This window comes from Flavobacterium sp. CR10, from assembly GCF_055814415.1.
The window spans coordinates 4054756-4074364 of the sequence record NZ_CP185985.1 but is presented as its reverse complement, the minus strand read 5'-3'; the positions used below and the strand labels follow the sequence as shown (position 1 = coordinate 4074364).

At 35.0% G+C, this 19609-nt stretch carries 10 protein-coding genes and 1 pseudogene; 10 read left to right on the top strand and 1 reads right to left on the bottom strand.

From position 1 onward, the window contains the following. Positions 1 to 116 precede the first annotated feature (116 nt). From ACNRYB_RS17565 to ACNRYB_RS17520, 10 genes and pseudogenes are all read left to right on the top strand, one after another. Positions 117 to 998, top strand: coding sequence for an inositol oxygenase family protein (locus ACNRYB_RS17565; protein WP_343706881.1), 882 nt, complete (start codon positions 117 to 119; stop codon positions 996 to 998). Positions 999 to 1176: 178 nt separating this feature from the next. Next, complete coding sequence (gene lacZ, locus ACNRYB_RS17560) at positions 1177 to 4314, top strand: beta-galactosidase, LacZ type (RefSeq protein WP_473728119.1); 3138 nt, start codon at positions 1177 to 1179, stop codon at positions 4312 to 4314. Between the two features lie 104 nt (positions 4315 to 4418). Next, positions 4419 to 5561, top strand: coding sequence for an acyltransferase family protein (locus ACNRYB_RS17555; RefSeq protein ID WP_473728118.1), 1143 nt, complete (start codon positions 4419 to 4421; stop codon positions 5559 to 5561). A gap of 55 nt (positions 5562 to 5616) precedes the next feature. Continuing rightward, a complete protein-coding gene (locus ACNRYB_RS17550; RefSeq protein WP_473728117.1) occupies positions 5617 to 7254 on the top strand; it encodes a sodium/sugar symporter in 1638 nt (545 codons plus the stop codon). A 153-nt stretch (positions 7255 to 7407) separates the two neighbouring features. Then, positions 7408 to 8937 (top strand): glycoside hydrolase family 28 protein, encoded by a 1530-nt coding sequence (locus ACNRYB_RS17545; RefSeq protein WP_473728116.1) that lies wholly within the window; start codon positions 7408 to 7410, stop codon positions 8935 to 8937. A gap of 175 nt (positions 8938 to 9112) precedes the next feature. Continuing rightward, on the top strand, positions 9113 to 10552 hold the full coding sequence (locus tag ACNRYB_RS17540) for a glycoside hydrolase family 28 protein (RefSeq protein ID WP_473728115.1): 1440 nt from the start codon (positions 9113 to 9115) through the stop codon (positions 10550 to 10552). A 111-nt stretch (positions 10553 to 10663) separates the two neighbouring features. Further along, on the top strand, positions 10664 to 12643 hold the full coding sequence (locus tag ACNRYB_RS17535; protein ID WP_473728114.1) for an alpha-L-arabinofuranosidase C-terminal domain-containing protein: 1980 nt from the start codon (positions 10664 to 10666) through the stop codon (positions 12641 to 12643). Between the two features lie 25 nt (positions 12644 to 12668). Next, positions 12669 to 15140 carry a glycoside hydrolase family 95 protein gene (locus tag ACNRYB_RS17530; RefSeq protein ID WP_473728113.1) on the top strand — a complete coding sequence of 824 codons (2472 nt, stop codon included), beginning with the start codon at positions 12669 to 12671 and terminating at the stop codon, positions 15138 to 15140. Between the two features lie 513 nt (positions 15141 to 15653). Beyond that, on the top strand, positions 15654 to 15890 hold the full coding sequence (locus ACNRYB_RS17525; protein ID WP_129748327.1) for a hypothetical protein: 237 nt from the start codon (positions 15654 to 15656) through the stop codon (positions 15888 to 15890). 239 nt (positions 15891 to 16129) lie between these two features. Continuing rightward, a pseudogene (locus ACNRYB_RS17520) lies at positions 16130 to 16267 on the top strand (RHS repeat domain-containing protein); the annotation flags it as partial. Between the two features lie 421 nt (positions 16268 to 16688). On the opposite strand, the gene ACNRYB_RS17515 reads toward ACNRYB_RS17520, so the two are convergent. Beyond that, entirely contained in the window at positions 16689 to 19484 is a 2796-nt protein-coding gene (locus ACNRYB_RS17515; RefSeq protein WP_473728112.1) for a M16 family metallopeptidase, read from the bottom strand. Positions 19485 to 19609: the final 125 nt, after the last annotated feature.

Sequence of the window (19609 nt, the reverse complement as noted above, 5' to 3'; positions counted from 1 at the left end):
TTAGTGTGAAAAAATCCTACAATAATCAATTTTATCCATGTTTTTGATGTATTAGTCCATTTTGAAAGGAGTATGTAATTCTATTTTTGTCTTGTAACTTTTAACTATTAAGCATTATGAAAAAGCATATAGATACAGATAATCCTTTGAAAAATTTAGATGAATGGGAAGATGATTTACTAATGCGATATCCTGATCCTTCTGAAAAAAATGTAAAAGAAAAGCAAAAAGAAGAATTTAGGAATTATGTCGATTCAGAAAGGGTAGAAACAGTTAAGGAGTTTTATAGAATAAACCATACGTATCAAACCTATGATTTTGTTTGCAGTAAAGAACAGGAATTTCTGCAATTCAATAAAAAAGAAATGTCAATCTGGGAAGCTGTTGATTTTTTAAACACGCTTGTAGACGACAGTGACCCAGATATTGATTTAGATCAGACGCAGCATCTTTTACAGACTTCAGAAGCAATTAGAGCTGATGGCCATCCTGATTGGTTTGTCTTGACGGGTTTTATTCATGATTTGGGTAAAATATTATGCTTGTTTGGAGAACCGCAATGGGCAGTTGTAGGAGATACATTTCCTGTTGGATGTGCCTATTCGGATAAAATCGTGTACTCAGAATTTTTTAAAGAAAACCCAGATTACACAGATCCAAGATTCAACACCAAATTTGGAATCTACACAGAAAACTGCGGATTGGATAAGGTAAAGATGAGTTGGGGGCATGACGAATATTTATATCAGATTATGAAAGATTATCTGCCAGAACCAGCTTTATACATGATTCGTTATCATTCGTTTTATTCTCAGCACAAAGAAAATGCGTATTCACATTTAATGAATGAAAAAGACATTGAAATGTTTGACTGGGTTAGAAAGTTCAATCCTTACGATTTGTATACAAAAGCCCCAGTTAAACCCGATGTACAAGCATTGCTTCCTTATTATAAAGAATTAGTGGCTAAATATCTGCCTGAGAAATTGAAGTTTTAAAAAGGCCAGATAGATACATAGAAACATAGTTTTTTGAGCTAAAGATGTATTATAAGAACTAGTTTCCCACACATAGCTTGATATTTTATAATAAGTCAAACGCCTTTGAAATAAAGAAAAAAACTATGTTTCTATATATTTAAAAAAAAATAATGTCAGCTATCTAAAACCAAAACAAATGCAGAAAACCAAAACCAAAATACTTTTATTCAGCCTGCTTATACTTTGTGGCGCAGCTGTTTTGGCACAGGAAAAAGATCGCAACGATTGGGAAAATCCTCTTGTGTTTCAAATCAACAGAGAACCCGCAAGAGCAGCTTTTCTTCCTTATGCAGATGAAACTTCTGTAATCATTGATAAATATGAAAATTCACCTTGGTATTTTTCTTTGAATGGAAAATGGAAATTTTCATGGTCGCCAACACCAGACGAGCGTCCAAAGGATTTTTATAAAACAGATTTCAGCACTTTACACTGGAAAGAACTTCAAGTGCCTTCGAATTGGGAATTAAACGGATATGGAGTTCCGATTTACACCAACATAAAGTATCCTTTCGAAAAAAATCCGCCTTTTATTAATCATGGGGATAATCCGGTAGGATCTTATAAAAAAGATTTTGTGCTGCCTGAAAATTGGAAGAATAGACATGTTTTTCTTCATTTTGAAGCAGGAACAGCGGCAATGTACATTTGGGTAAATGGTGAAAAAGTAGGTTATACAGAAAACACCAAAAGTCCAGCTGAATTTGATATTTCGAAATATCTGAAACCAGGTAAAAACGATTTGGCTATTGAAGTTTACAGATGGAGTGATGGTTCATATCTGGAAGATCAAGATATGTGGAGACTTTCTGGAATTGACAGAAATGTGTATTTGTATAGTACAGACAATGTTCGCATTTCGGATTTCTTTGCAAAACCAGATTTAGATGCAAAGTATAAAAACGGAAGTTTAAATGTTGATGTGAGTTTAAAAAATCTGACTTCAAAAGCGGTAAACAATCAAAAGCTAATTGCGAAACTACTTGACGCCTCGGGTAAAAATGTTTTTAGCAAAGAGTTTAGTGTCAATTTTGAAGCTTCAAAAATTCAGAACATTAATTTTTCTCAGAATGTATCGAATCCGAAATTGTGGAGTAGTGAAACGCCGAATTTGTACACTTTGCTTTTGACTTTAAAAAATACAAAAGGAGAAATTGTAGAAACGGTTGGAACCCAAATCGGATTCAGAAAAGTGGAACTAAAAGGCGGGCAATTATTGGTAAATGGTGTCAGATTGATGGTTCATGGTGTAAATATTCACGAGCATAATCCAGAAACTGGACATTACCAGGACGAAGCTACGATGATGAAAGACATCAAAATGATGAAACAGCTAAATATAAATTCTGTGCGCTGCAGTCACTATCCAAACAATATTATGTGGGTAAAATTATGCAACAAATACGGTTTGTTTTTGGTCGATGAAGCCAATATTGAAAGCCATGGAATGGGAGTGGAAGGACAGCCTCTAAAGTGGATGAATCCAAAAACTAATCCGGGTTATCTTCCAGAATGGAGAGAAGCACATTTGGACCGAATTTATAGTCTTGTTGAAAGAGATAAAAATATGCCATCGGTAATCATTTGGTCATTAGGAAACGAAAGTGCTAATGGACCAGTATTTCATGAAGCATATAAATGGATCAAAAAAAGAGATAATAGCAGATTGGTTCAGTTTGAGCAGGCAAAAGAAAATGAGAATACAGATATCATTTGTCCAATGTATCCAACAATTGAATACATGAAAGAATATGCGGCAAGAAAAGAAGTGAGCCGTCCGTATATCATGTGTGAATATTCGCATGCAATGGGAAACAGCAGCGGTAATTTTCAGGAATATTGGGACATTATTCGTGGCAGCAAAAATATGCAAGGCGGATTTATTTGGGATTGGGTAGATCAGGGATTTTATGGAGTTGATGAAGCGGGTCGTAAATACTGGACTTATGGTGGCGATATGGGAAGTCAGAATTATTTAAATGATGAAAACTTCTGCCATAACGGATTAGTTTATCCAGATAGAACACCACATCCTGGGGCTTTTGAAGTGAAGAAAGTCTATCAGAATATTTTATTTAAAGCGGTAGATATCAAAAATGGTATAATCGAAATTAATAATGATTTTGGATTTACAAATCTGAACAAGTACAACTTTAAATATGAAGTTTTAGAGAACGGTAAAGTAATCAAACAAGGAAATTTGAATGTTGCTTTAGATCCAAAAACTAAAAAACAATTCAAGCTTGATTTGCCAAAATTAGAATCAAAAGAAGGAACAGAATATTTGTTGAATGTTTTTGCTTACACAAAAGAAGGTTCAGAATTATGGCCTCAAAACTTTGAAATTGCCAAAGAACAATTTGTAATTGAAGACGGTAAATATTTCGAAAAGTCTGAAAAACCAGCTTCTGCAAAAATTCAAGATGAAAAAGACCAATTTGTTTTGACTTCAGATAATGTTACAGTTAACATCAGTAAAAAAACAGGACTGATATCTTATTACAGTTTAAAAGGCGAGCAATACTTTACAGAATATCCTGAACCGAATTTCTGGAGAGCTCCAACTGATAATGATATCGGAAATAAAATGCAGATTAGAACCAATGTCTGGAGAACAGCTGGAAAAAACACTTCGTTAGAAAGTATTCAGCAAACAGAAGAAAACGGTAAAAAATATATCGTTGCAAAATTAAAATTGAATGATGTTGCTTCTGATTACACAATTAAGTATGCATTAGAAAATGATGGTGCTTTAGAAATTCAAGCCTTTTATAAAAAAGGCAATAATCCAGTACCAGAACTGCCGCGTTTCGGAATGATTTTCACCTTGAAAAATACTTTGGAGAATCTGGATTATTACGGAAGAGGTCCTTTAGAAAATTATCCAGATAGGAAAACTTCTTCATTCAAAGGAATTTATAATAGTAAAGTTGCAGACCAATATGTGCCTTATACACGCCCACAAGAAAATGGATATAAGACCGATATACGCTGGTTTAAATTGTCAAGCAATACAGGAAAAGGCTTGGAAATAAAAGGTCTGCAGCCTTTATGTATGAGTACTTTGAATAATTATCCGAGTGATTTTGATGGAGGAATTTCTAAAAAGAACATTCATTCCAGCGATATTACTACGAGAAATGAAGTAGTCGTATGTGTAGACTTGACTCAGCGAGGCTTGGGGGGCGACAACAGTTGGGGACAACCGCCACATGAACAATATGTATTAACCCAAAGCGAATACAGCTACGGATTTATTATTAAACCACTTTAAATAACCTGTTGTTTAGTTCTAGTCACAGTTTTCAGTAACATAAACACTGAATACTGCGACTGCGACTGAATACTGCGATAGAAAATTAAAACTAGAACTAAAAAATGAGTAACCCTACAAACGGAAGATTAATTTCTTTAGATGCGCTGCGCGGATTTGTAATGTTTTGGATTATGAGCGGCGAACATATAATTCATGCTCTAGCCAAGGCGGCTCCAATTCCTATTTTTCTATGGATGTCATCGCAATTGCATCATGCGGAATGGAATGGCATTACATTCTATGACATGATTTTCCCTGTGTTTTTGTTTGTAGCAGGCGTTTCTATGCCATATTCTTTTGAGAAGAAAATGAATTTAGCGGGAGTATCAACTCCGCAGGAATTGCCCTCAAAAGAAAAACGAAAAATATACCTTTCTATGCTGAGGAGAACTGGAATTTTAGTGGTTTTAGGCTTCGTGGTTAATGGACTATTGCGTTTTGATGGATTTGATCATACCCGTTTTGCTAGTGTTTTAGGAAGAATTGGAATAGCTTGGTTTTTTGCCGGAATGATTTATTTGAATTTTGATTTTAAAAAACAATTTATTTGGTTTTTAGGCATTTTGGTGGGATATTATGTAGCCATGAAATGGATACCGGTTCCTGAATTTGGAGCGGGAGTTTTAACCAAAGAGGGATCATTGGAAGGGTATATTGACCGCCTATTTTTACCAGGAAGACTTCACAGTACCGTTTATGATCCAGAAGGCATTTTTTCGACTCTTCCCGCGATTTCTACAGCTTTATTAGGAGTTTTTACAGGAACATTTTTAAAAGCAAAAAATCAGTTTTCAATCAATGCAAAGTTAATTTTGATGACTTTGACGGCTATATTGCTAATTATTGCAGGCTTAATTTGGAACATTGATTTTCCAATCAACAAGCATTTGTGGACAAGCTCTTTTGTCTGTTTTGTCGGCGGATTCAGTATTCTGTTTTTTGTCTTTTTCTATTTGATAATTGATTTGTCTGGTTTTCATAAATGGGCATTTCCGTTGATTTTAATTGGTTCAAATTCGATTTTAATATATATCGCAGCAGAAGGTTCTGTAGATTTTAAACATACCGCAGATTACTTTTTTGGAGGTATGATACAGTATTTGCCAATTGTATGGCAGCCAGTATTTGTTGCGCTCTCAGTAACTGGTGTACAGCTTCTTTTACTTTATTTTCTGTATAAAAGAAAATGGTTTCTCAAGATTTGATGCGATCAGATCTTACAATACATTTTACTATCTAACCACACAATAACCACACATTATGAATGTATTACAAACCGCAGATTACATTGTCTTCTTTATTTACTTTATCATAGTCACGGCCTATGGAATGTATATTTACAGAAGCAAGAAAACTGCAGCAACTAGTTCCAACGAATATTTTTTAGCAGAAGGCTCTCTTACTTGGTGGGCAATTGGAGCATCATTGATTGCGTCTAATATCTCAGCAGAACATTTTATAGGAATGAGCGGCTCGGGCTTTGCCATCGGACTTGCGATTGCTTCTTACGAATGGATGTCGGCTGCCACTTTAATCATAGTGGCTATGTTTATTTTACCAGTTTATCTTAAAAACAAGATATATACCATGCCTCAGTTTCTTGCTAAAAGGTACAGCGGTACGGTAAGTACAATTATGGCAATTATCTGGCTGTTGATCTATGTATTTGTAAATCTTACTTCAATTATATATTTAGGCGCTTTGGCGATTTCCTCTATTGCTCCGATAAGTTTTCAATTTTGCGTTATTGCGCTGAGTTTGTTCTCTGTAATTGTGACTTTGGGAGGCATGAAGGTAATTGGATATACCGATATGTTTCAGGTTATTGTTTTGATTTTGGGAGGTTTAGTCACCACTTATTTAGCTTTGACCTTACTTTCAGATCAGTTTGGTTTTGGAAAAGACATTTTAAAAGCACTTGCCATTATTGCTGATGAAGCACCAGGACATTTACACATGATATTAGAAAAATCCAATCCACATTACAATGAACTGCCAGGAATGTCGGTTTTAGTGGGCGGAATGCTAATTAATAATCTGGCTTATTGGGGATGTAATCAATATATCGTTCAGAGAGCTTTGGGAGCCGATTTAAAAACAGCACGCAAAGGAATTTTGTTTGCGGCTTTCTTAAAATTGTTAGTTCCAATTATTGCTGTTTTACCTGGTATCGCAATGTTTGTAATGCACGAGAACGGAATGTTTCAGCAGGAAATGGTGGATGCGGCAGGAGTTTTAAAACCAGATCAGGCCTATCCAACTTTAATGAATTTATTGCCTGCAGGATTAAAAGGCGTGGCTCTAGCAGCTTTAACAGCTGCAATTGTAGCTTCTTTGGCAGGAAAAGCCAATAGTATTTCGACTATATTTTCTTTAGATATTTATAAAAAATATTTTAATTCCCAAGCATCAGAAAAAAAGCTGGTTCGTACTGGAAGATGGTGTGTTGTGGTATGTATGATTATTGCAGCATTTGTAGCTCCAGCATTAAAATCATTAGATCAGGCATATCAGTTTATTCAAGAATATGTAGGTTTCTTTTCACCGGGAGTTTTAGCGATTTTCTTGTTGGGAATGTTCTGGAAAAAAACAACTCCAGCCGCTGGATTGGCTGGGGCATTATTAACAGTACCACTTGCGGCTATTTTGAAATTTCTGCCAATGTGGACAGAAGGTGCTTTTCCTGATTATCCTTTTTTGGATCGCATGACTATTGTTTTCTTTATCATCGTATTGATAATGGTCGGAATCAGTTTAGCAAAACCAGTATCAGAAGAGGAAGCTGAAGTTCATAAAATTGAAGTGGATAAATCGATGTTTAAAGTATCATCAGAGTTTATAGTTGGATCTTTTATTATCTGTGGAATTTTAGTGGCTTTGTACACTGTTTTCTGGTAATTTATGTTTTGCCACGAAGGCACAAAGACTCAAAGTTTATTTAAAAGGATTAAATTGAAAATTGCTCGAAAAAGCGTAAAGTTTATTAAGGAGAGAAGGTTTTAAAAAAAAACTTAGCGACTTAGTGTCTTTGTGGCATAAAAAAAATAACAAATGAAAAGAAATTTTGTAATCGTACTTTTTATTTTTTGTATTTCCTTATCTGTTTCAGCACAGAAAGTATTTGATATTAAAAAATATGGTGCTGTTGGAGACGGAAAAACTTTGAATACAAAGGCAATCCAAAAAGCAATTGATGCGGCCAATAAAAACAAAGGCGGTAGAATTCTTTTTTCTAAAGGAACCTTTTTATCTGGAAGTATTGTTTTAAAAAGTAATGTAGAATTGTTTTTTGAAGATGACGCCATTTTACTTGGTAGCACCAATCCAGAGGATTATCCAAAATATGAAGGAATTAGAGCTTTTATTATTGCGAATGAATCTAAAAATATTGCTGTAAACGGAAAAGGAATTATTGACGGACAGGGAAGAGAACTGGCTCTGGCAATTGATTCTCTGCATCACACGGGAGTTCGAATAGACCCAAAATATAATTACAGAAGAATGCGCCCTGAAGACGGAAGAGGAAAACTGATTTCGTTTGTAAAATGTGATTCTATCACGATGACTAAAATTACCTTGAAAAACAGTCCAGGCTGGACGCAGTGCTTTAGAGAATGCAAAAACATTGTTATTGATTTTATGAAAGTAGAAAGCCGTGCGTATTGGAACAATGACGGAATCGATCTTGATGGCTGTGAAAATGTACGAATTACAAACTGCAATGTGAATACTGCGGATGATGGAATTTGTTTAAAATCTGAAGTGCCAGGATTGCACAATAACAATATTTACATTGGAAATTGTACAATTAGATCAAGTGCCAACGCTGTGAAATTTGGAACGGGTTCTTATGGCAGTTTTAAAAATGTGACGATTGAAAACATCAAGGTGTTTGACACATTCAGATCTGCTATTGCAATTGAATCTGTTGATGGAGCGGAGATTGAAAATATTACAGTTTCAGATATAGTGGCAACCAATACTGGTAATGCTGTATTGATTCGTTTGGGACACAGAAATGGAGATAAACCAGGATATATCAAGAATGTATCGGTTAAAAATGTAAAAGTACAAGTCCCTTTTGGTCGTCCAGATATTGATTATGATATGCGCGGGCCTGAGGTTGATTATTTCCATAACCCATTTCCGTCTTCTATAGCGGGAATTCCAGGGTATTCAATAGAAAATGTGACTTTAGAGAATATTGAAATCGTTTATCCGGGAAGAGCTTCGAAAGGTATGGCATATCATCCTTTAAGCCGATTAAAAGATGTAAAAGAAAATATCAACGGATATCCTGAATTTACCATGTTTGGCGAATTGCCTTCATGGGGATTTTATGTCCGTCACGTAAACGGAATCGAAATGAAAAATATCAAACTGATTTTGGATAAAGAAGATTTTCGTCCTGCTTTTGCTTTTGATGATGTCAAAAATCTAAAGATGAAGGCAATTGATATTCCTTCCGATAAAGTCAGTCAAATTATTTTTAAAGATGTCATAGGAAGCAATTTGGATAGCGAAGCTGAAAAAAGAAAAATAGAACCAGAACAGAATAAATTTGAATTGCCTGCCCATTAAGGCTGCAAAGACGCTAAGAAGCAAAGTGTTTTTGTTTCACGCAGATTGAAAAAAATCTAAGCAGATTTAACAGATATTTTATAAAAAAAATCTAATTAAATCTGCCTAAATCTGAAAAATCTGCGTGAAAAAAACTTAGCGCCTTTGTGCCTTTGTGGCAAAAAAAATAAAAAATATGAAAAAGAAATCGATCATCACGCTGCTAATTTTCTGCCTTTCGTTAACCGTTTCTGCGCAGAAAATCTACGATATCAAAAAGTACGGAGCAAGAGGAGACGGAAAGACAAATGATGCTGCAGCCATCCAGAAAGCAATTGATGCCTGCAGCAAAACGGGCGGAAGAGTTTTGATTCCTGCACCTTTTACCTTTTTGGCAGGACCAATTGATGTAAAATCAAAAGTCGATTTGCATATTGAAGCAGGGGCAAAATTACTGGCAAGTCCAGATGAAAAACTCTATACAAAAAGTGCTTTCAGAACCAATCCGGGTGAAGGGACGATTTGGATTGGAGGAGAAAATATAGAAGATTTTACCATTAGCGGCAGCGGGAAAATAGACGGAAACGGAATTTCTTTTATGGGAGAGGAAGAAGAAGATGCTTATGTTTTAAAACCGTTTAATGTATTAGATCCAAGACCTCATGTGTTAACGATTATAGGTGGTAAAAATATTAGAATTAAAGATGTTCATATTGGAAATTCGGCCTACTGGACAGTTCATTTAATTGGCTGTAACGATGTTGTGATCAGCGGCATTACTTTATTAAACAGTTTGAAAGTCCGCAATAGTGACGGGATCGACTTGGATCATTCTAAAAATGTCAGAATCAGTGATTGTTATATCGAAAGCGGTGACGATTGCATCTGTTTGAAAAACAGAAGAGAATTTGAAGAATTTGGTGCCTGCGAAAATATTACAGTGACTAATTGTACTATGACCAGCAGTAGCTGCGCTATTAAAATTGGTTCAGAAAATATGGATGCTATTAGACAGGTAGTTTTCAATAATTGCATAATTAAAAACAGCAATCGCGCATTAGGAATTCAGAATCGTGACGAGGGAACAGTAAGCGATGTTATTTTCTCTAATATGATTATAGAAAGTAAATTAAACACGGATACTTGGTGGGGAAAAGCAGAACCGATTTATATAACAGCTTTCAGCAGAGCAAAAATAAATCATAAAGATGCCAATTGGCGTTTTCCAAAAGGAGCAACAGAAGGAAAAGTGGGCGAGATTAAGAATATTTATTTTTCTAATATCCAATGCACAGGAGAAAACGGTGTTTTTGTGAGTGGCGAATCAAAAGATAAAATCAAGAATATTGTTTTTGACAATGTTAGTGTTTTTATAGATAAAATGACTTCTTTTCCCGGTGGATTATACGACAGACGACCTGCAAATGTAGAGGGTTTTGTGAAGGGAAGCACTTCAGGATTTTATTTTGATAACGCTGAAAGTATAAAAGTTCAGAATTGCACAGTTCAATGGGGAAAAAACAAACCAGATTATTTTAAATATGCGGTTGAAAGTAAAAATGTCGATGTTTTGAAAGTAATCAATTTGGATGGAGAAGCCGCTTTCCCAAATAAGTATGAGGCAGTTAAAAAGTAATTTATTCTTGTGAGAAAAATATAAGTGTAAAAAATACAATAAAAATACGCTTTCAAAAGATTAATTAATAAATTGCAGGTGCATTCTCAATATAAAAACAAAACAATACAAATGAAAAGAAACGTAATTTCAACATTATTCATAGGAGGTTTACTATTTAGCAGTATTTACGGAAATGCCCAAAAAGCGGCTTTGGAGGTTGATGCTTCCAAAACGATAACTAAAATCCAGCCGACCATGTTCGGTTTGTTTTTTGAAGACATCAATTTTGCTGCTGATGGTGGACTTTATGCTGAAATGATTAAAAACAGATCTTTTGAATTTGAGAAACCTTTAATGGGATGGGAACAGCCTAAAAGCAACAGATCTTCCATGAATAAAGAATCTGGAATGGCACTGCCCATCAACGTGGCGTCAAATAATACTAATTTTTGCAGGGTTGAAATTAATAATGACAAAGGTTATGCTTTAATAAATGAAGGTTTTAGAGGAATGGGAGTGAAGAAAGATGCGAGATATAATCTTTCGTTTAAAGCAGCTAATCATAAAGCAGCCATCAAAAAGATTATTTTCCAACTGATTGATAAAGATCAAAAAGTGCTTGGAGAAACCAGTATAGTTCCAAAATCAGATGAATGGACCAATTATACCGCACAATTTACGGCAACTGAAACTGAGGCAAAAGCAAAACTGAAAATCACTTTTGAGGGAACCGGAACGATTGATTTGGATATGATTTCATTGTTTCCAGAAGATACGTGGAAGAATAGAAAAAATGGACTTCGTAAAGATTTAGTTCAGCTTTTATACGATGTAAAACCTGGATTTTTACGTTTTCCAGGCGGTTGCATTGTAGAGGGAAGAACTTTGTCAGATCGTTATCAATGGAAAAAATCGATTGGGAATATTGAGGATAGAAAAACCATGATGAACAGATGGAATGTTGAATTCAATCATAAATTAACGCCAGATTATTTTCAAAGTTTTGGCTTAGGATTTTTTGAATATTTCCAGCTTTCAGAAGATATTGGAGCAGAACCGCTTCCAATTTTGAGCTGCGGAATGGCGTGCCAGTACAATACAGGAGAATTAGCATCTATGGACGAACTGGATCCGTATGTGCAAGATGCTTTGGATTTAATTGAATTTGCTAATGGAGCTGTTACTACGGCTTGGGGAAAAATTCGTTCGGATATGGGACATCCAAAGCCGTTTAACTTAAAATATATCGGAGTTGGAAACGAGCAATGGGGCGCAGATTATATTGAAAGATATAAAGTTTTTGAAAAAGCTATAAAAGCAAAATATCCAAATATCATTATTGTATCAGGAAGCGGTCCTTCGCCAGACGGAGAACATTTTGATTATGCAATGGAAGAACTTAAGAAGCTGAATGCAGAATTGGTTGATGAACATTATTACCAAAGCCCAAAATGGTTTAGGGAAAATGCTGGCCGTTACGATAATTATGATCGCAAGGGGCCAAAAATATTTGCTGGAGAATATGCGGCACAGAGTGTTTCTGGGGCAAATCCAAACAATAGGAATAATTGGGAATGTGCTTTCTCAGAAGCGGCTTTTATGACAGGATTGGAGAGAAATGCAGAAGTAGTTCATTTAACGTCTTATGCACCTTTAATGGCTCATGAAGATGCTTGGCAGTGGACCCCAGATATGATTTGGTTTAACAATCTCCAGTCGTACGGTTCTGCAAACTATTATGTACAACAGTTATTCTCTACCAACAAAGGAACAGATTTATTAAATATTACTCAGGATGGAAAAGCTTTAATTGGTCAGAACAATTTATATGCATCGGCAGTAAAAGATGCAAATAGTAAAGAAATTATTGTGAAACTGGTTAATACTGCAGCCACAGCATCAGAAGTGAGTATCGACTTGAAAGGAGCAAAATTGGGATCAAAAGGAAGTATAATTAGTTTGGTAAGTCCAAATTTAGAAGATGAAAATACCTTTTCAGAACCTAAAAAAATTACTCCAAAAGAAAGCGATTATAAAATAACGAAAGGGAAACAGCAATTGAATCTTCCTGCTTATTCTGTAACTGTTTTGAAATTAAAAACGATTTAAATAATATCCATTTAAAATAAAATACATGCCGTATCATTCTCTTCAAAAAAACCTTTTTTTAGTGTTAACGCTGACAGGATTTTCTGTTTTCGCGCAAAAAGATTTAAAACTGCAATACAATCAGCCTGCCGTGGAGTGGACGGAAGCTCTGCCGATAGGAAATGGTACACTTGGAGCAATGGTTTTTGGAAGAGTAGATTCGGAGTTAATCCAATTGAATGAAGCTACTTTGTGGAGCGGAGGACCAGTGCATCAAAATGTAAATCCGGATGCTTTTAAGAATCTGGCTTTAATTAGAGAAGCTCTTCAAAATGAAGATTTTGAAAAGGCCAATATTTTGACTAAAAATATGCAGGGACCTTACAGCGAAAGTTTTATGCCTTTGGGAGATCTTATTTTGAAGCAGGATTTTGGCGGACAAAAAATAGAGAATTATAATAGAAGTCTGGATTTACAAACAGGATTGGCAGTAACAGATTTTACTGTTGCCGGCGTAAAGTACAAAAGAGAGATTTTTGCTTCAGCACCAGCACAATGTATTATCATTAAACTTTCGGCAGATCAATTAAAGAAACTTTCTGTTACACTTGATGCTTCAAGTCTTTTGAAAAATGAAAGAATAGTACAAAATCAGACTTTGGTTTTAAAAGGAAAAGCACCATCGCATTCTGATCCCAATTATATTGATTATAACCAAGAACCAGTCATTTACGAAGATCCGTCAGGATGCAGAGGAATGCGTTTTGAACTGATTATTAAACCAATAATAAAAGACGGAGAAATAAGCTCGGAGGGAAATAAATTAGTGATTAAAAATGCCTCAGAGATTTTGCTTTTCGTCTCAGTGGCAACAAGCTTTAATGGATTTGATAAATGTCCAGACAGTGAAGGGAAAGACGAACATAAATTTGCTGAAAGTCCAATTAAAAAGGCTGTTACGAAGAAATATGATAGTTTATTAAAAGAACATATCGCAGATTTTCAGAAACTCTTCAATAGAGTTTCCTTAAAGCTGAATGAAAAAGAAAACAGTAAATCTAATCTTGCAACAGACATAAGATTGGAAGAATATGCAAAAGGGCAAAAAGACGCTGGATTGGAAGCTTTGTTTTTTCAGTTTGGCCGTTATTTGTTAATATCTTCTTCGCGTACGCACAATGCACCCGCCAATTTACAAGGAATTTGGAACAATAAACTTCGTGCGCCATGGAGCAGCAACTACACTACAAATATCAATTTACAGATGAATTACTGGCCTGTAGAGTCGGGAAGTTTGCCTGAATTATTTTTTCCGCTTGACGACTATGTAAAAAATGCTTCTGTAACAGGAGCAGAAACAGCCAAAAGTTATTATCATGCCAATGGCTGGGTTTTGCATCATAACTCAGATATCTGGGCAATGACCAATCCTGTAGGCGATTTTGGAAAAGGAGATCCAATGTGGGCCAACTGGTACATGGGAGCGAATTGGCTGAGCAGACATTTATGGGAACATTATGAATATACTGGCGACAAATCCTACTTGAAAAAAGTATATCCAATTATCAAAGGAGCGTCAGAGTTTAGTTTAGACTGGCTTCAGAAAGACAAAAATGGTCATTTGGTCACAATGCCTTCAACTTCGCCAGAAAATATTTTCTATTACGACGGAAAGAAACAGGGAACTGTAACAACAGCTTCTACAATGGATATTGGAATTATTAAAGATTTGTTTGAAAATACGGTTGAAGCCTCTAAAGTTTTAAATACCGATTCAGAGTTCAGAGAAAAAGTAAAGAAGGCGGCAGAAGAATTACTTCCTTTTCAAATAGGAAGCAAAGGACAATTGCAGGAATGGTATAAAGATTTTGAAGAAGAAGATCCGCATCACAGACATACTTCTCATTTGTATGCTTTGCATCCTGCAAATTTAATTTCTCCGCTAAATACACCAGAATTAGCCGCGGCAGCAAAGAAAACATTAGAACTGCGTGGCGATGATGGAACAGGATGGAGTCTGGCTTGGAAGGTAAATATGTGGGCAAGACTTTTGGACGGAAATCATGCGTATACATTATTCAAAAATCAATTAAGATTGACAAAAGATAACGATCCTAAGTACAAACGACATGGAGGCTGTTATCCAAATTTGTTTGATGCGCACCCGCCTTTTCAAATCGATGGAAATTTTGCAGGAACTGCAGGCGTGATCGAAATGCTGATGCAGAGCCAGAATAAAGAAATTCATCTTCTTCCAGCATTGCCAGATTCTTGGACAGATGGTGAAATTAGAGGAATTACGGCAAAAGGCAATTTTACGGTGGATATAAAATGGAATGAAGGAAAAATGATTCACGCTAAAATTATCTCTAACATTGGGGGGACCTGTTCTATAAGATCCTCTCTGCCATTTGCAGTAGAAAAATTAAATATAAAGAGTGAGAAATCCTCCATTGGCTACACTGCAGTTTTTGAGACTAAAAAAGGTATTTCTTATAACATAACGCCCATAAAATAAGAGTAGATAATTAATGAAAAACAACAAAAAACAAAATATTGTGAACGCAAAAAAAATTTTACTGCCCATACTGCTCTTGTCTTGAAATTGGTCTCGGACTATTGCATTTTACGAGAAAAATGGATTTAATAAAAAGGCCCCAAACTAAGGCTTGATTAATTAGTTTTGAAATGCAGAATGAAAAATTAAAAATTTGGCCACATTAGAATTATTTCTTTCTCCCTTGCGGGAATCAATAAATACCCCTATCATAAATTATTAGGCAATTAACCAATTTTTTGCCTCAGTCGAGCAAAACATAATAATTGAAGATTTACTCCTTTAAATAAACATTACCGGAAAACCCATTTCAAGGCAGTCCAGTAAGAGGTAATTTTCAATGGCCTTTAATTAATAATGTCAATTTAACGGGATATTATTTTCAGGGAGTATTAATTAATCATTTAAATATAACTGAATATCCGATTAGAAACCCTTAAAATAAAAACTGTCTTATTCATTTCTTTTATAGCTATGCTAATTTTGAATTGTAAAAAGAAAAGTGATTTAGAAAATCAAATTACTGTAAAAATTAAAGCCATTGACAGTAAAACAAAACAGTATAGGGTTAATGCATCAGACACTACTGAAATTAGAATGGTTAAGCCTGGGTATTTAAAGAAAAAATTTGTTACGGTTGGCGAATATATAACAGATTCTACTGGTTCGGTTAAAGTTAGATTAGATTCTACCGAAGAATATCATAATTAGTCTTTATGGAACAAATGTTTTTGGCTGGGCCAATTTTAATAAAAATGATTTAAAAAATGGCCAAGAAATAATTATAGTAGCTTCACCTCCTGAAAAAAGATAAATATTCATGAGTACTAAAAAAAGCCAAGTGCTCGGCTTTATATTGTTATAATAATTATTGTTGTAAATCTGGCTTTATAATAGAAATATATTAGTTAGTCCCTACATTGTAACTAGCTCACTTTTATAATGAGGGCATGGATGGGCGCTTGTATGATCCTAAATTGCTCCGTTTGCAGACGGATAATTATGTTCAGGATCCAAGCAACACCCAGAACTATAACCGATATGGGTATGTGCCGAATAATCTTTTGAAATATACAGATCCGATCGGCTGGCTTACGGAAGAAGAGAAGGCAAAAAAGCACAAAAAGACGAAGAGGAGCGATTAAAAAACGAATATGGCCAAGCGTATGCCGAACAGTATGGCAGGCAGTTTCATAGCATTAAACCAATATATAAATTACAAAATTTATGGAGGATTTTAAAAGAATGTTTTAAGTTAAGGAAAGATTGTCTTTCTTTGGCTCTATGAATTACTTTATGCTATTTAGGTTTTGTCGCACAAATGTAATCCCTTTCAATAAAAATTTAAAACATTACTAAAAAGATTTGAACGGAGGCTTTTAAGATGATTTTGAAACTAAAAAGGCTGCCAAAAGACAGCCTTTAAAAACTAATTAAAATAAAAAAAAATAAAAAAATCGATAAGAATGTTTTAAACCTTGAAACTAAAAATGGATTTAAAATTGATTCTTACTTTGCTTTCATAAGCACTTGTACGCTGTTTGATTTCTTCAAGGCATTTACTGTAAATTCTTTTAAATCTTTCGCAGTAATGGTGTTTAATGTATTTTTAAGAAGTTCTATATCAAGAGGTGTTTCATCGTTGCGAACGTACGATGTGAGCACATTAAGCCAGTAACTGTTTTCTTTAATCTGTTCCTGATAATTTTTAATGATCGATTGTTTAATGTCTTCCAGCATGTTGGCAGGAATATTTTCTGTTTGTACTCTTGTTAGTTCTGCGTGAATGATTTTTATCAACGCATCTGCTTTGTCAGGATTACAGTCAAAATTGATTTCTAAAGAGTATAATGGAGAAGGGGATTGCGATAAATTGGCCGCAACTTGTACTCCGTAACTGCCTCCTTCTTCTTCACGAATGGTTTCTAAATAACGTTTTTTCAGCCACTCCGAAACTATAAAACTCAGAATTTGGTTCTTTTTAGAATAGATTACATCTTTATTTTCTAAATGAAGATAAACAGTCGTTTTGGGCGTATCCATCGTTCTGAAAATTGTTTTTTCAGTATTTCCATCTTTCATATAAATTTTATGGTCGACGTATGTTTCTGTTTTTTCGCTTGATGGAATATTGCCTAAATAGGTATTGATTGCTTCAATATCTTTCTCAGAAATGTTTCCTACGAAAAGGAAAGTAAAATCTGCAGCATTAGAAAAACGTTCTGTATAGAATTTCTTTGCTTTATTCAAATCAAAAGCATTGATGAAATCTTGTGATAATAACCAATTGCGTTTGTTATAATTGCTGTTTAAAACTGAAATCGTATCACTTAAAGCTTTTTCATTACTATTGTGAGCATTATTTAATTTGTTTTGATACTGCTCTTTGATTTTGTCGAAAGTGGTAGTATCAAATCTCGGATGCTGAAAATATAAATAAGTCAGTTGTAATAAAGTCGTTAAAGATTCTTTATTGCTGCTTCCGTTAAAACCTTCGTATAAGCCTCCAATATATGGGCTCACGGTAGCTGTTTTACCAGTTAGTTTCTTTTTTAAATCAGTAAACTTATAATCTCCTAAACCAGAATATGAAGCCACACCAGTAGCAATCTGAGATGACGGAAGATCCTGCCAGTCTGCAAGCGAATTTCCTCCTGCGCTGTAAGCCGAAAACAAAATCTGGTCTTTGCTTAATGTGGTTGGATAAATAATCACTTTTGCACCGTTGGCCAAAGTATATTCTTTCGCATTTGCGAAAGCTTTGATATCGCTGGTTTTTACAATCCCTTTTTCTGTCAATTGTTCTTTTACCAATGAAGCTGTAAGTTCTTCTTCTTTGTACGGTTCCAGTTTAGTGTTTGAAATGGTTTTTATGGCATTCCAATACTCGTTTGCTTCAGGAAATTTGGTTGCAGCATCTTCTGGGGCAGAAACCGATAAGATTAAACTTTGTTTTGGCTCTAAAGCTCTAAAAGCGGCATTTACCTGCTCGAGTGTAACTTTATCTAAGAAGCTGTTTATCCATTTGTACTCTTGATCCATTGTCATAACTGGATTGGCTTCTAGGAAATACATCTGAAATTGTTCTGCCCAGGATCCGTTGCTGATTTTATCTTTATTTGCTAGACGGTTGTCATAACTGCTACGCATTTTGGTTTTCAAGCGGTCTAATTCCTGCTGTGTAAAGCCGTTTTGAATGGCTCTTTCATATTCCCTATACGCTTCTGAAAAAGCTTCTAAAAACTTGCCTTTTTTAGGGGCAATATTCAATGAAAATTTGCTGTCTAATCTGGAAAGATTGCTATTAGATATTCCAAAAGATAAAGCAGCCGTTTCATTATTCAAGATATATTCTCCAAAACGAATATTCATTAACTGCATGGCAAGGCTTTCCTGCATGCTTTTGGTCATTTCAGTTTCGTTTTGCAGTAAAGGTTTTGGTCTGGTATAGGAAAGTGAAATCCCTGAGCGCTGTAATTCCTTATCGGTAGCTAGAACATAGCGATTTTCCTTTTGCGCCGGAATTTTTTCGTATTCTCTTTTGTTGATTTTCTTTGGAGTAGGTATCGAACCAAAAATCTCTTTAACACCTTTCTCGATAAACGCCACATCGATATCTCCGACAATAATGACAGCTTGGTTTTGAGGCTGATACCATTTTTTGTAATAGTCTCTTAAAACCTGATATTTGAAATTATTGATGACATTCAAATCTCCGATTACATTTCGTTTTGCATATTTTGAACCTTGAAAAACGACTTTGTCTATTTTTTCTCCGGCTCTGTAATCTGCGTTTCTTCTGGTGCGCCATTCCTCACGAATAACGCCTCTTTCGGCATCAATTTCGTTGTCGGCCAAAAGTAAATAACCTGACCAATCATGAAGTACATACATACAAGAATCCAGTAAAGTTTTGTTGTCAGCCGGAACATTGCTTATGTTGTAAACCGTTTCGTCATAAGCGGTATAAGCATTGATGTCTTTTCCAAAAGAAACACCTTGTTTTTCCAGCATATTGATAATTCCTTTTCCTTTAAAGTGTTCTGTCCCATTAAAAGCCATGTGTTCCAGAAAATGAGCTAATCCGTCCTGATCATCGTTTTCTAAAATTGCTCCAACATTTTGCACGAAATAGAAATCGGCTCTGTCTTTCGGCCATTCGTTGTGCATGATGAAATATTGCATTCCATTTTTAAGCGTTCCATGTGCGACTTCTTTGGGCAGTGGAAAAGTAGTTTTAAACTGCGCAGAAACCTGAGTTAAACCCAGAAATAGGAAATGCGCTAAAATTAATTTTGTTTTCATTGTTGATCCTTATTGTTCTTTTTTTTGATTGAATTTTAGTTGGAATAGGGTATAAGAAGTCCCTGCTATTCATTTGAAGGTCTCGAGAGAAACCCTCAAACAATAGTTTTTTTTTAACACATAGA